This window comes from Burkholderia sp. YIM B11467, assembly GCF_052952715.1.
In genome coordinates, this window is record NZ_JBQVSQ010000026.1 from 1 (window position 1) to 12,872 (window position 12,872).

A 12,872-nucleotide genomic window follows, 5' to 3' on the forward strand; every position below is an offset into this window, starting at 1 on the left:
AACCCCAAATTAAAAATTCATGCCACGGGAATGCCCGAAATCGCCCGTATGGCGGCGTCGCTCGTCGCTTGTTTGGCTCGGCCAAACGGCGCTTCTCGCTCCTTGCCCTACGAGCGATTTCGGGCATTCGCATGCACGTTCCCTATGTAAACAGACCCTAAAACCCCGGGTGCCACGGCGCCCTGCTGAAGAGACAGGAATCCATGCGTGTACTGCTCGTCGAGGACGATCCGCTGATCGGCAGCGGGCTCGAACAGGGCCTCAAACAGGAAGGCTTCGCGGTCGACTGGGTGAAGGACGGCGACGCCGCGTCGCTCGCGCTGCGCTCGACCGGCTACGGCCTGCTGCTGCTCGATCTCGGGCTGCCGAACCGCGACGGCCTGTCGGTGCTCGCCGCGCTGCGTCGCCGCGACGAAACCCTGCCCGCGATCATCATCACCGCGCGCGACGGCGTGCCGGATCGCATCGCGGGCCTCGACAGCGGCGCGGACGACTATCTCGTCAAGCCGTTCGAGCTCGACGAACTGCTCGCGCGGATCCGCGCGGTCAACCGCCGCCATGCGGGGCGCGCGCAGACCACACTTTCGATCGGCCCGCTGCGGCTCGATCCCGTCAAGCACCTCGTGTGGCTCGGCGACGACGAAGTACCGCTGTCACCGAAGGAGTTCGTGCTGCTGCACGAGCTGATGCGCGAACCCGGTGCGGTGATTTCGCGCGAGCAGTTCGAGGAGCGGCTGTACAGCTGGGGCGAGGAAATCGAGAGCAACGCGGTGCAGGTGCATATCCACAACCTGCGCAAGAAACTCGGCCACGACATGATCCGCACGGTGCGCGGCGTCGGCTACCGGATCGGTGACGGCGCATGACCGGCGTGCAACGCGCGATCGCGCGCTGGCGCAGCGCGTCGCTGCGGCGGCGCCTCTTGATGTGGTTGCTGCCGGCCGCGTGCGTGATCGGCCTGGTCGCAAGCGCGGGCACCTACTGGGGCGCGCTGCGCGAACTCGACGACCTGCTCGACGACCAGATGCGCAGCATGTCGAAGCAGATCGTCGTCGGCCCGAACGGCGAGCTGTCGTTCAGCAACGACGCCAAAGGCAAGCACGGCTTCGAGGCCAGCGATCCCGATGCGGTGCTGCTGCAGGTCTGGCGCAACGGCACGCTCGTCTATTCGACCGATCGCGAATCGAAGCTGCCGCCACCCGAGCAGAAAGGCATCGCGAGCATCGACGTCGGCGGCCAGCCGTGGCGCACCTATGTGACCGAGCGCGGCGGCACGACGATCCGCCTCGCGCAGGCACGCCATGCGCGCTGGGAAGCGATCGCGGGCATCGCCGTGCACCTGCTGTGGCCCGTGTTCTCGATGCTGCCGGTGCTGGCGATCGGCCTGTGGTTCGGCATCGGCGCGGGGCTGCGGCCGCTGCGCACGATCGCGTCCGGCCTGAAACGCAGGAATGCGAACAATCTCGAACCGGTCGATGTCGCGTCGATGCCGAACGAGGTCCGGCCGCTTGCCGAAGCGATCAACGACCTGCTCGCGCGGCTCGATCGTTCGTTCACGCTGCAGCGGCACTTCATCGCCGATGCCGCGCACGAGTTGCGCACGCCGATCATGGGGCTGTCGATCCAGTCGCAATTGCTGCGGCGCGCGACAAGCGCCGACGAGCGCGAGCGCATCCTCGCGCAGATCCACGCGGGCACGACGCGCCTCGGCCACCTCGCCGAACAGTTGCTGACGCTCGCGCGTCTCGAACCCGATGCGCAAGCGGCCGCGTCCGCGTCTGCGCCCATCGATCTCGCCGCGCTGTGCCGGTCGGTGGTCGCGGACCGCGCGCGTGTCGCCGATGCGCACCGGATCGATCTCGGCGCGATCGTCGCGTCGCCCGTGATGACCGCGGGCAATCCCGACACGCTGCGCGTGCTGCTGAACAATCTCGTCGACAACGCGATCCGCTATGCGGGCGATGGCGCGCGCGTCGACGTGTCCGCCCGCATCGACGGCACGACGCCCGTGCTCGAGGTCGCCGACGACGGCCCCGGGATCCCGGAGGCCGAACGCACGGACGTGTGGGAGCGCTTCTATCGCGGCGAGGGTGCGCAGGCCGTCACGTCGTCGGGCAGCGGGCTCGGGCTGTCGATCGTCAAGCGGATCGCCGAACAGCATCGCGCGACGGTCGCGCTCGGCACCACGCGCGGCGGGCGCGGGCTGACTGTCACGGTGCGCTTTCCTGCACCTGTCTGATGCACGCGTGCCACGCCGCTTTTCCACAGATTATGTTGGCAAGCTTGTGGACAACCTTCCATTAACGGCATCAAGCCATTGATCGGAAAGGGTTTGTCGTCCGTGCGCGGCAAATGCGCCATGCCGCTGCAAATGCACGCATGCGCGCCGCCGCGATGACCTCGACTCAATTGTCTTCGACGATCCGCTCGACCCGCAGGCCGGTCGAGGTTTCGAGAATGCTCGCGTGCCGCTCCACCCTGCAGTACATGAGGCCCTGCGGATAATCGTCCGGCCTGGGGCGGGTCCGATCCTCCACATGAACGACGACGGTGCCACCGAGCGGATAGGCGCCGACATGTTCGCCCAGGTAATAGAGCTGGCCGTTCAACTGGTAATAGCCGTGCCCGAGGTACCAGAACGAATCGTTCCGGGTGGCGATCGGCTGGTGGCCGAGGTAGATCGTGTCGCCTTTCCTGACGATCGGGTAGAACAGCAAGCCGATGCGAAGTTCGATGATCGTGTAGTGATTGGCACGGATGTCGTCGACTACCTTGTCGCGGAGCGCGTCGCTCATGTGCTGTTCCGCGTCGCCGAAATACGCGGTCCGATAGTCGGGCGGCTGACAGGCACGCGCGAACGGACTGCATGCGGACACAAGCGACAGAACGGCGATCGTCTTCCGGATCGTTCTCACTGATGCTCTCCAGGTTCCTTGTTGTCGGTCGGCAATCCGCTGCAACCGATGCCATCAATGCCATCGGTGCCGGATCGCGGCACAAGTTTACCTATCCGGCCTCGATCCACGACACGCATCCTGGATTTGACAACCAGTTGTCTATTACGTAAAGTAGTTGTCAATTCCTCACCGATATCGAGTATGACGAAATCCGCGAAGTTGACCGCCGTCGCGTTGTCCGTATTCCGCTTGAACGGCCTGCTGATCGAATGGGGCAACACCTTTGCCGGGCCGCACGGCTTGACCAGTGCGCGCTGGCAGGTGCTGGGCGCCATCTCGATGGCGCCGGAAGCCCCGAACATCCCGCAGATTGCCGACGCAATGGGGATCACACGGCAAGCCGTGCTGAAACAGATCAACGTGCTGGTCGATGAAGGGCTGGTCCGGTCGCTGCCCAACCCGTCGCACAAGCGGTCGCCGCTGTATGCGCTGACGCCGCGCGGCGATGCGGCCTATCAGGCGGTGGTCGAGCAATGGCAACAGCACGTTCACGACATCGCCGGCGAGTTCAGTTCCGCTGACCTGGATGCGGCGCTTCGCGTCCTGTCGGCAATGTCCCGCGCGCATGGCCAGGAAGGCCACGCGTGATCGCTCGATCGACCCACGCCCCACAGGAGTTCTCATGTCCCAGTTCAAACCGATGGATCCGAACTTTCCGATCCAGCAGCAGCTCGGCATCGCCGCGGAGCCCGTCGTCCTCGTCAACGTGTTCACGCTTGCGCCCGCGGACGAAGCGGACTTTCTGGCTACGTGGAAGAACGACGCCGAATTCATGAAGCGGCAGCCGGGATTCATCTCGACCCAGCTGCATCGTGCGCTCGGCGACAGCCCGACTTACCTGAACTATGCGATCTGGGAATCGACCGACGCGTTTCGCGCGGCGTTCACGCATCCCGAGTTCGTCGCAAAACTGTCGGCCTATCCGTCGTCGGCCGTCGTCAGCCCTCACCTGTTCCAGAAAGTCGGCGTGGCCGGAATTTGCACCGCGTGAATTTGCACCGCGTGAGCTCAAATGCAAACCCGGACTTCTCCACAGAAAATGTTGGCAAGCTTGTGGATATCCTGCGCACCGCAGCGCTAAACCCTTGATCCGATGGACTTTGGCACGCGTGATGCAGACGCGGCACGTGCGATGGCCATCGTTTGCGCCGCTTCGCCTCAGTTCGCATCACGACGCCACGGCGATGCATGTCGTGGCCAGAGAAAGCGTGTCGGTCATGCGCCGCTCGACTTACCCACAGATTTTGTTGGCAAGCTTGTGGATATCCTGCGCACCGTGTCGCTAAGCCCATGATTCAATGGACTTTGGCACGCGTGATGCGGTCACCGTGCACCACAGGTTTCGAAGACGGTGCGAGGCATGACGAACTGCAATTGGCACTGCCGCAATGTAGCTTAAAAATCACACCATGTGATCTCTGGCATTCCCGATGTGCAAATGCCACCCTACGCCCCATCGTCCATCGGCATGTCCTCGGCCACCTCTCGCGAGACAACATGCCATTGACCGAATTCCACATCAAACAGCGCCGCGTCGGTCTCGCCCATACCATTCGGCCAAGCTACCGCCGGCGCCAACCTGATCGCCCGTCTCGCCATCGTCTGTAACCTGGACAGGTTCCACGTCGTCCGCATCCATTCGCAAGTGTCACGCCAAGCAAACAGCCCGGCCTGCTCGTAAATTCGATCCAGCGTACCGAGTGCGGTCGCGTTCACATTGAACGTGATCGGCCCATGATCGCCGATCGGTTTCGTCAACGGCCCTCCGAACCTTCTGGGCGCGCCATCCTCACACAAGATCATCCGACCTTCAGCCACGCCCCACGCCAAGTGCAGCATTGCGAATAGTCCGCCCTCGGAATTCAAGAACAATCGGGGCGGGAGGCTACGAGCCTCCATTACGTGATACTGCAATCCCGGCTTGGCTCGGAGCATCCCTTCGATATGCGCATCAGCCAGCGACAGAAAACATACCAGGACACGGCCATTCCCCAATGCCTCTGTGACGCATTCAAACTGTCCCGGTTCAATTTCCACCGTCACCACATACGTAATCGGGTCCATGAAAAAGTACCCGACTTCATACTGCTTCCCATTCCATTCGTAATTCATACCTTTAGTGATACAAAATGCCACTGGCCGGACTCCGAATTGAACAGCGCACACTGATCGGCGCGGACCTTTCTCCACGGTATGACCGGCAATTCCATTTGGGCGGTCACGCGGTCCAGTTTTTCCTGGCTCCAGTCCGTGTCGCAGAACATCTCACGCCACGCAAATATCCCGGCGGCCTCGTACACCCTGGCAAATTCCGCAACCGCATACGCCGGCAGTTCCAGTCCGTCACGGTCACTAGCCCATCGCACCGTCATCGTGATGCGAGACAACTGGTTATCCCGGTTCAGGATCAGCCGTTTCTGGCTGGCCGCAAAGCCCATGTGCAGCGCGATGGCATAGTCATTTCCCGACCGGAACGGCTGGGTATCGAACCGCGAAGCGGGAACCGGCATGCACCGGAGACCACTCGCATTTTTCAAGAACAGGGCTTCCAGCAGCGCATCGAAATAGGACAGAAAACCACTCACCGCGTTAGTGTCCGGTTCCTTACGCTGAACGACCAGGTTCCGGGTTACGTCCTCCTGCAATACCCATACCCTGGTGGATGTGAAACTCGACGGAATAAACTGCGCGGATTCAGTCATCATCGCACGCTCGAAATCAGGTGGCAGCCGCATGTGCCTCGATGACCGGCACGCGCAACCGGAACACCTTCGTCGGTGATCTCTTCATCGCCTTCCTCGATCACATTCGGGCGCACTTCAGGATGCTGCGGGCAGGTGATCCGATCACCTTTGCGAGCGACCGCGATATCGCCATAGCTCATGGTTGGCGAGGCACTTACAACCTTGCCGCAGTGGTCTGTCTCATCGCCGAGACGGATAAGATCAATCATGGTTTGCTCGTTGACAGAAATGGATTCACGAGGTCAGCGGAACGGATCCAGCCGGTCTTGATGTGCCTCTTATCGTCATCTTCGATTAACATATCCGGGTTAACATAACGAATGTACGAATATTCACCTTTTCGCTTAATCACGACAACCACATCACCAGGAAAAAGATAGCCAACCCTATCGATCAAATCAAAATTTCTATAAATAGACGATCTGTTATTTAAAACGCCAATTCCCACACCATAAATTCTCCCAACCTCCGTATACGGAAGACCGCCATCACTCGGAAAAAATCCTGCCGCACTCTGACATCCAGCACGCGGCTTTTCGGTGCTTATCGTGATAGTTTTACTTTTTTTTGACAAAAAGCCACGAATAGAATACGCAGGGTCAATTCGAGCATATTTGTACCTCTGATCACGATGATCGAGATCAAATGTTTCTATTGGAAAACCCCCACCCAAAACGCGAACGGATTTTTTTGTATAAAATAAAAATCTACAATAAAATTGTTCATTATGAGCCGAATAATATCCGTATAGTCTCCCTCCATCTGAAAAAGTAACAAACCGGGACTCATCGTATAGGGATATCTCCCCTGCAATTGCCCAGTGCAGATGCAAAGACCCCACAACAGCGCAAAGGAGACGAAGAAGTTTATTTGAATTCATTGTAATATTTCTCCATCCGCGCCGGGTAGACCGAGGGATATCCCGCCCCGTTATAATTCCTTGCAAATTTCTCCCAGTTCTTTTTTTGAAGAGCACTCAAGGCCCCGACACTGACCTTTGTCATATAAGCCACAAATATCTCGAACTGCTCATCGACACCAATCATCGCTTTGTTTGCCAGCTCCATTGGACTTGAATATCCCATTCGATAGTAGAAAAAACCCATGACTTGGAATACCCCCCAGGAACACGCCATAATTGAAGCAGGTAGGTTTAAGTCCGCAGCTCTAGTCAGTCGCTCGTACTGATACATCACATCGCCATCCTCATGCCCCCATCCGCCATCACCCTCTTTTTTCTTACCGATTGAATAGCCACCCGCTTTCGGCAAACAAAGATCTGGAAACTGAGGAAATAAATTAATCATATTGGATAGATTTCGATCCTCCCAATGCGACTCATCTTGTATCGCTCGAAAAAAATAGTGCCGTTCATATCGAATTTTTGGCAATCCATTTTGACAAAATGGAGCACCAGATGATTCCGTCGCCGCCACCGCTTTCAACGCAGCCACCTCAACTTTCAACTCGCCCGCAATTTCCCTAAATTTCAACTCAGAAATATCAGTTGTTTTTGGATAATTAAGTCGAGAGCCCAATACATTAAATGCAACAGTTGTTGGTTTCTGCGTATCAACGACCTTATAGTGATGTTCAATTGTTTCTTTTGTTTTCTTTTTATGAGTTTTCTTGTCCTCAACCACTTCCTTCTTGCGAGTTGGAAAATCCTTCTTCACTCGCCCTTGCTCAGTGACTTTCTGCGACCAACCAATGTACGGTCCAAATTCGCGAACCAGACGTTCTATGGTCATGATCTCGCCCTGCTGTACAACAGGTAAATCAAGGTTCTGCTCCAGCGCCTCCTTTGGCGTCAACCTCGTAGTTGCTTCGAGGTGATACTCGGGACTTACAATTGTGAAGGCGCTGATATCCTTTTTCGGCATCACGGTCGCCTTCAACACGTGTTCCCCACGCCGATTCTTCACTAGAACATCGATCGGCTGGTTACGTACGGCGTTCTGGATTGTCATCGCGTAGCCATCCGTGTCCGTCACTGCTTCCATCTGGTTATTCATCATTGATGGCATTGAAGTCTCTGCCGGAACTGATGCACCGCTGGGAGCAGAAGCGGATTCCCGTGACGTCGCTGGAACTGCAACTGGCGGATCATCGCTGCCTGCTCCAAGTTTCCATGCAGGGGCTAACGGTGCGCCTGTACCAGCCTTGATTTGCACGGACAGCCCTTCGATCGGCTTTTGCAAGGTATCCCTGAACACGAAAGTTACTTCGACATAAGGCGATGACATCGCCTTACGAGGCGCCGGTTGAGGCTTATGAGACGAATGATTCGGTTGCGTCATCTGTTACCTTTGACAAATCACTTTAAAAGAACGGGCTGATCTCAAGCCTGTTCTGAACCATCTTCAAGTTCGTGGTGGTCGTAAGCGTCTTCGGTGACGCACCAATCTCCGGCCCCAATCTCGCATCTGACCGTCGTTGGCTCCGCCGTGCTGACGGTCAGCGTTGCGCCATCGGTCAACATGCCTTGTTGTTTGAGCGTGCCGTCCGGCAAATAGATACGATAGGGTTGGTTCGCCACGGTCAGTCCATCCCCCAGGTTCTCAACAACCGTACTGACATCAAACTTCTGCGTGTAAAGCTCCGCGGGATTCTGCTCCAACGGCGCAACGGGCATGACCGGTAACGGGCAGCGCATGAACGACGCAGCCGGCTTCCCCCATTTCGGCGTCTTTTCGAGAATTGGTCCCGGCGAGCCGTTGATGATGCCGCTACCGTTGATCTGGATATACGAGCCGCCCGCACCAATCCAGATTTCCTTTGATGCACTGAGAATGATCTTTCCGTCCGTGCTCGTAATGGTTAGATCCTTTAGCGCGGCCAGCGCCATCGCATCGCCCTGCGCTTGAATTTCGACTTTCCCTTTCCCCGCGAACAATCGGATGCCGAACTGCGCCGCAAACAACGAGACGGCACCACGCACCGCCGCAATCAGAGAACGGCCGCCCGAAATGCTGATATCCCGACCGGCGGTTACGGCATGATCCCGCTCGCTCACCAAGTGGACACTTTCGGTTGCCGTCACGGCGAAGCCCGCCGCGCTCGCGATCGCCAGATCGGCCCGAGTCATTTCGGGGAACCGGTTGTCGTCTGTGCCAGCGCTGCCGCGCAGCGCGTCGTTTTGCGCCTTCATTACTGCCGTTGCATCGCTCTGTCTCACGTCCGAATCCTGGGCGCGGTGGCGCTGCGCAAGTTGCGACAGATCCTCATGCTGCTGGCGAGCCTGTGTAAGACGCTGCACCGTCTCACCCATCTCCTTGACGGGTGCCGTCGCCCCCGCGCGCGTCTCGGTCGTTATCAGCATGCCGCGATTGGCGCGCAGCACGCCCCACGCATCGGTTGCCAGTTCCCAGCCGATGCCGCGCGCTTCCTTGCGTCCCGCGTTGCCGTCGATACGCGTGTTGTAGCCGAGCACCAGGCGCGACTGCGCATGGTCGCTCGACACTTGCACCTGCAATTTGCCCGGCGTGTCATCCGTTACGATCTGGTTCGCCTGCATACCTTCCAGATCGCGCGAGCGTATGCCTGACAGCGCCTGATTGTCCGGCAGCACCCACGGCGGTTGGTTGAACTGATTCACCATCCGCGACGACACATACGGTCTGTCCGGATTTCCTTCGTGATAGCTGACCTCCACCTCCTGCCCGATGCGCGGCAGGTAAATGGTCCCGAATCCGCTGCCCTGCCACGGCGAGGCCACCCGCACCCAGCAACTCGAATTCTCGTTGCGTTTGCCGTGGCGATCCCAAATGAACTGCACCTTCACCCGCGCGTAGCCATCCACCCACATCGCCTGTTTTTCCGGGCCAGCCACAATCGCCGTCTCCGGGCCACATCGTGGTTTTTCTCTTGGCCGGTTGCGAAAGAACACATTGGCCGGTTGCAGCACGAAATCCGTCACGCACCGATAGCGCGCTTGGCCGCCCGCTGGCTGACTGGTCTCATCCACGTTGCGGATATCAAGCGTGGTCGCAATTACCAGATACTCGGCGTTGACCTGCCGGTCGGGATGCCCTTTGAGATGGAACGTATGGCCGGTCGCCAGTCCCCGCAGGTTGCCGCGGCCTTTCACCCGCAGGCGGCGGCAACGCAGCGCATCAACCTGCACGCGCGCGAGATGTCCGCCCTCGCCCTGCCATTCGTTCGGCGTGCCCGCCAGCCCTCCCGTGCCCGCCAACGGCTGCGAATAGTTGCCCCAGCCATAGTGCTCGGCATTGGCGAACGGTTCGTCACGGCCGTCATCTTTCGTCACACGCAGATCGGCAAGAGACTGCGTCGAATCGTAATCCGTGAGGCTCACCACGCCCGCCGTCAGCGCACGGGAGACTTTCAGCGTGTGAATGTGTTCCTCGTCGATGCGCGCACCGTCCGGCGCATGCCAGGTAATCGTGTCGTACATGTTGCCGTGCGGCTGGTGAGAACCCGGCGAGTCGCACAGCACCAGCGTGGCGCCTTCCATGAAGAAATACAGGCCCCATTCGCGCCACAGCCGCGTGAGGAAGTCGTAATCGCTCTCCCAGAACTGCCGCACGTAATCACGCTTCGGATAGACGCCACGCAGGCCAGGTGCAGCCAACCTCAACTCAAACGTGAACGGATAGCGCCGGTCCGTCAGGACCGTTTCGGTGATCTCGACTACGCTCTGGTTCTGGAAAATCCGGTTCTCGCGGTTGCGCGTGGCCAACCACAGCCACGGACGCACGGTGAACTGGTAGAACGCATGGCGGTCGTTCGCGCCGGTGCCGTGCACGGCGGTGATCAGGCCGATGATCGTGCGCGTGCCCGCGCCGACGTTGCCCAGGCCGCTGCCGCCGGGCAGTCCCGCGATGAACTCTCCCTTGCCGTCAAATTCGAACGAGACGGCAATTTCGGTGCCAACCAGTTTGTCGGGCTGCACCAGCACCTGTGCCTCGTAAACGGGCAACGTCGGATCATCGGCGGTGATCAGTTCCAGCGTGTACCTGTACAGCCTGCCAAACTTCTCGGTGCCGGTCACACGAGAAGGCACGAGGACAGGCCTGCCGCCCCAGGAAGGCAGCGCCTCGCCGGAAACGGCAAGCGTGCGGGATTGCTGCGGATTGAACATGGCGAATGGAGAACGAATGATTCAGGACGGGTCACCGTAAGCCGGCGGCCGGAACGGCATCGACATCGGGCTGTCGACGCTAAGCACGTGGTGTTCACGACACGTGAGCGGCGGCAGCAGATCTGGCGAACGGCGTGCCTCGGCCGCGTGGTATTCGGGCGGCGCGAACAAGCGCAGGATTTCCGGCACTGGCTTGTCTGAAATGAGATCGAGGTTCTCGTCCGGCCCCAACGGATCAAAGGCCGCATCGACGTTCATCCTGCCGCCGAGCCACGCTTCCATCGAACCAGTGTCGCTCTGCACCGGCTCCGGTTCGGCAGCCTGTGGCGGCATCAAATCGCTTGCCTCTTCGCGCGACGGCCAAACGTCTATCGCGAGCACCACCGACGGATCGATGAGCGCCTGCCAATACTGTCGCTGCAGCGAATCAATGAGATCGCCCACGGCTGATGGGACGCTGCCACCTTCGGCCTGAAACCCACTTCTGTCGTATGCCAAAGGTGAACCGATCAGATCGAACACGGCGTTGTTGTCGTGCAGATTCTGCTGGTCATCGTCGTCGTTCATTTCTTTGAGACAAGTTTCGGAGGATTCTCATTTTTTATTGGATTCCCTTCCGCCCGTCTATTGGACAAGTTCCAAAGTCGTCGATAGATGTTATCGAACAGGAAACTTGCATGACGCGTGAAAACACGCGGCGCTTCTAACTCCGTCATCGCCAGCCACTTATGGACAGGACCAGATCTGTTACTACTCCACATATACTTCGGAGTTCTTGATTCATAAAGGAATCTGGCCGCACCCCGTTACTTGGGTATCGCCCGTAAGATGCACGTTCCGCGCGTATTAATAGACAACTTTGTCAATTGTCAATAACGTGATCTGTTATGTACGAGCGGCCACGGCCTCGCCGTCACGGTGCGCTTCGATGCGCCAGCCTGGGTGCCGGTGCGAAGGGCGATTTGTCCACAGATTTTGTTGGCAAGCTTGTGGATATCCTGCGCAAGCGTGCGCTAACTCGTTGATCGGCCAATGGTTCAGGCTTCGCGTCACCCATGCGGCAACGATCGGCTCGAACATGCACGAAACCGGACGATCCGGCGCCACGGCAACGCACCGCCCGCGCCTTGACGCCCGTGCATGCCAAGCGTCAAGATCACGCGAGCCGCACGCGGCCGCGCATCGTCGGCTTCGCGCGTCGGCACACCGTGCCGGCCGTTCCGCCGGCGCCGCACCACGACACATCACTCCGAGGAAGGCCATGGAACACTTCACCGCGTGGCAGTTGCTCGTCTCGCTCGTGCTCGTCGCCGTCGTCGTCTATCCGTATGTCCGCATCGTCCGGCGCACCGGGCATTCGGGCTGGTGGATCCTGACGATGTTCGTCCCCATCCTGAACTTCGTGATGTTGTGGGTGTTCGCGTTCGCGCGCTGGCCCACCGTCGACGATCGGCAAGGCTGAATGCCGCGCCGGCGGACCGGCGAGCTTGTCCACAGATTTTGTTGGCAAGCATGTGGATAGCTTGCGCATACCGCAGCCAAGCGCTTGATCCGAAAGACTTTGTCCGCGCCGCTTCGAATGCGGCACGCGACCGGTAAATCGCCGTTCGCAGCCCGTCTCGTCGCGTGACGGGCCGGCCGACCGGCTTGTCCACAGACTTTGTTGGCAAGCATGTGGATAGCTTGCGCATACCGCAGCCAAGCGCTTGATCCGAAAGACTTTGTCCGCGCCGCTTCAAACGCGGCACGGCGGCCCGCGGCGCGCCGAACGCGGCCGCGCGCCGGCTTGTCCACAATTTTTGTTGGCAAGCATGTGGATATCCTGAGCATGCGCGACCTAAGTCGTTGATCGCACAACGTTTGGCCGCGCAGGTCACGACTGCGGCACGGCGTGCTGGCGGATCCCGTCACGCACGCCGCACCGCTCGGCTCAACCGAACGTCGCGACCGCGATGCGTGTGGCCGCCGCGATCACGTCCTCCTTCGCCCGCGCATCGGCACGCGTCTGCGTGTAATACACGGTCAGCACGATCGGCGCACGCGACGGCGGCCACACGACGCCCGCGT

At 59.4% G+C, this 12,872-nt stretch carries 13 protein-coding genes and 1 pseudogene; 5 read left to right on the forward strand and 9 right to left on the reverse strand.

Going from position 1 to position 12,872, the window contains the following annotated elements; translation table 11 throughout:
- Positions 1–203: 203 nt before the first annotated feature.
- Both ACTRWB_RS37885 and ACTRWB_RS37890 read left to right on the forward strand, forming a co-directional pair.
- Entirely contained in the window at positions 204–866 is a 663-nt protein-coding gene (locus tag ACTRWB_RS37885; protein WP_193100025.1) for a response regulator, read from the forward strand.
- Complete coding sequence (locus ACTRWB_RS37890) at positions 863–2,239, forward strand: ATP-binding protein (protein ID WP_446904895.1); 1,377 nt, start codon at positions 863–865, stop codon at positions 2,237–2,239. The genes ACTRWB_RS37885 and ACTRWB_RS37890 overlap by 4 nt, the downstream gene beginning before the upstream one ends.
- Before the next feature lie 166 nt (positions 2,240–2,405).
- On the opposite strand, the gene ACTRWB_RS37895 is transcribed toward ACTRWB_RS37890, so the two are convergent.
- A complete protein-coding gene (locus ACTRWB_RS37895) occupies positions 2,406–2,795 on the reverse strand; it encodes a hypothetical protein (protein WP_446904896.1) in 390 nt (129 codons plus the stop codon).
- A gap of 303 nt (positions 2,796–3,098) precedes the next feature.
- Here ACTRWB_RS37895 and ACTRWB_RS37900 point away from each other — a divergent pair, with 303 nt between their 5' ends.
- Both ACTRWB_RS37900 and ACTRWB_RS37905 read left to right on the forward strand, forming a co-directional pair.
- A complete protein-coding gene (locus ACTRWB_RS37900; RefSeq protein WP_129515480.1) occupies positions 3,099–3,545 on the forward strand; it encodes a MarR family winged helix-turn-helix transcriptional regulator in 447 nt (148 codons plus the stop codon).
- 34 nt (positions 3,546–3,579) lie between these two features.
- Positions 3,580–3,948 carry an antibiotic biosynthesis monooxygenase family protein gene (locus ACTRWB_RS37905; protein ID WP_446904897.1) on the forward strand — a complete coding sequence of 123 codons (369 nt, stop codon included), beginning with the start codon at positions 3,580–3,582 and terminating at the stop codon, positions 3,946–3,948.
- A gap of 455 nt (positions 3,949–4,403) precedes the next feature.
- On the opposite strand, the gene ACTRWB_RS37910 is transcribed toward ACTRWB_RS37905, so the two are convergent.
- The 7 genes from ACTRWB_RS37910 to ACTRWB_RS37940 are packed head-to-tail and all read right to left on the reverse strand — an operon-like array spanning position 4,404 to position 11,372.
- A complete protein-coding gene (locus ACTRWB_RS37910) occupies positions 4,404–5,069 on the reverse strand; it encodes a hypothetical protein (protein WP_446904898.1) in 666 nt (221 codons plus the stop codon).
- On the reverse strand, positions 5,066–5,662 hold the full coding sequence (locus ACTRWB_RS37915) for a hypothetical protein (protein ID WP_446904899.1): 597 nt from the start codon (positions 5,660–5,662) through the stop codon (positions 5,066–5,068). Before ACTRWB_RS37915 ends, ACTRWB_RS37910 begins: the two co-directional genes overlap by 4 nt.
- Positions 5,659–5,910, reverse strand: a complete 252-nt coding sequence (locus ACTRWB_RS37920) for a PAAR domain-containing protein (protein ID WP_446904900.1) — start codon at positions 5,908–5,910, stop codon at positions 5,659–5,661. The genes ACTRWB_RS37915 and ACTRWB_RS37920 overlap by 4 nt, the downstream gene beginning before the upstream one ends.
- Positions 5,907–6,581, reverse strand: a complete 675-nt coding sequence (locus ACTRWB_RS37925; RefSeq protein WP_446904901.1) for a hypothetical protein — start codon at positions 6,579–6,581, stop codon at positions 5,907–5,909. The genes ACTRWB_RS37920 and ACTRWB_RS37925 overlap by 4 nt, the downstream gene beginning before the upstream one ends.
- A complete protein-coding gene (locus tag ACTRWB_RS37930; protein WP_446904902.1) occupies positions 6,568–8,001 on the reverse strand; it encodes an N-acetylmuramidase family protein in 1,434 nt (477 codons plus the stop codon). Before ACTRWB_RS37930 ends, ACTRWB_RS37925 begins: the two co-directional genes overlap by 14 nt.
- A gap of 41 nt (positions 8,002–8,042) precedes the next feature.
- Positions 8,043–10,805 carry a type VI secretion system Vgr family protein gene (locus tag ACTRWB_RS37935; protein WP_446904903.1) on the reverse strand — a complete coding sequence of 921 codons (2,763 nt, stop codon included), beginning with the start codon at positions 10,803–10,805 and terminating at the stop codon, positions 8,043–8,045.
- Positions 10,806–10,826: 21 nt separating this feature from the next.
- Positions 10,827–11,372 carry a TagK domain-containing protein gene (locus ACTRWB_RS37940; RefSeq protein ID WP_419688949.1) on the reverse strand — a complete coding sequence of 182 codons (546 nt, stop codon included), beginning with the start codon at positions 11,370–11,372 and terminating at the stop codon, positions 10,827–10,829.
- A 694-nt stretch (positions 11,373–12,066) separates the two neighbouring features.
- Here ACTRWB_RS37940 and ACTRWB_RS37945 point away from each other — a divergent pair.
- Positions 12,067–12,267, forward strand: coding sequence for a hypothetical protein (locus ACTRWB_RS37945; RefSeq protein WP_129515489.1), 201 nt, complete (start codon positions 12,067–12,069; stop codon positions 12,265–12,267).
- 468 nt (positions 12,268–12,735) lie between these two features.
- Here the strand turns inward: ACTRWB_RS37945 and ACTRWB_RS37950 are convergent.
- A pseudogene (locus tag ACTRWB_RS37950) lies at positions 12,736–12,872 on the reverse strand (class A beta-lactamase); the annotation flags it as partial.